The sequence below is a fragment of the Streptomyces sp. NPDC048106 genome, assembly GCF_040706415.1.
GTDB lineage: Bacteria > Actinomycetota > Actinomycetes > Streptomycetales > Streptomycetaceae > Streptomyces.
In genome coordinates this window covers 1,516-2,763 of record NZ_JBEZND010000104.1, presented here as the reverse complement: position 1 = coordinate 2,763, position 1,248 = coordinate 1,516, and the positions used below count along the sequence as shown (strand labels likewise).

1 rRNA gene (only partly in view) is annotated in these 1,248 nt (G+C 56.7%); it reads left to right on the top strand.

The features are described from left to right. Nucleotides 1–1,248: ribosomal RNA gene (locus AB0927_RS40885) — 23S ribosomal RNA — on the top strand (its annotated part continues 1,494 nt past the right edge of the window); the annotation flags it as partial.

Genomic DNA, 1,248 nt, shown 5'->3' with positions numbered 1-1,248 from the left:
GGGAGGGGAGTGAAATAGTACCTGAAACCGTGTGCCTACAAGCCGTGGGAGCGTCGGATGCAGCTTGCTGTATCTCGTGACTGCGTGCCTTTTGAAGAATGAGCCTGCGAGTTTGCGGTGTGTTGCGAGGTTAACCCGTGTGGGGAAGCCGTAGCGAAAGCGAGTCCGAATAGGGCGTTTGAGTAGCACGCTCAAGACCCGAAGCGGAGTGATCTAGCCATGGGCAGGTTGAAGCGGAGGTAAGACTTCGTGGAGGACCGAACCCACCAGGGTTGAAAACCTGGGGGATGACCTGTGGTTAGGGGTGAAAGGCCAATCAAACTCCGTGATAGCTGGTTCTCCCCGAAATGCATTTAGGTGCAGCGTCGTGTGTTTCTTGCCGGAGGTAGAGCACTGGATAGGCGATGGGCCCTACCGGGTTACTGACCTTAGCCAAACTCCGAATGCCGGTAAGTGAGAGCGCGGCAGTGAGACTGTGGGGGATAAGCTCCATGGTCGAGAGGGAAACAGCCCAGAGCATCGACTAAGGCCCCTAAGCGTACGCTAAGTGGGAAAGGATGTGGAGTCGCACAGACAACCAGGAGGTTGGCTTAGAAGCAGCCACCCTTGAAAGAGTGCGTAATAGCTCACTGGTCTAGTGATTCCGCGCCGACAATGTAGCGGGGCTCAAGCGTACCGCCGAAGTCGTGTCATTGCAGCATATAGCCCTAACGGGTGTTGTGATGGGTAGGGGAGCGTCGTCTGCCGGGTGAAGCAGCACCGGAAGGTAGTTGTGGACGGTTGACGAGTGAGAATGCAGGCATGAGTAGCGATTCACACGTGAGAAACGTGTGCGCCGATTGACTAAGGGTTCCTGGGTCAAGCTGATCTGCCCAGGGTAAGTCGGGACCTAAGGCGAGGCCGACAGGCGTAGTCGATGGATAACCGGTTGATATTCCGGTACCCGCTGTGAAGCGTCAAACATCGAGCATCGTGATGCTAAGGCCGTGAAGCCGCCCTGATCTCTTCGGAGTTGAGGGGAGTGGTGGAGCCGCTGAACCAAGCGGTTAGTAGGTGAGTGATGGGGTGACGCAGGAAGGTAGTCCATCCCGGGCGGTGGTTGTCCCGGGGTAAGGGTGTAGCCCGAGTGGTAGGCAAATCCGCCACTCATCAAGGGTGAGACCTGATGCCGAGCCGATTGTGGTGAAGTGGATGATCCTATGCTGTCGAGAAAAGCCTCTAGCGAGTTTCATGGCGGCCCGTACCCTA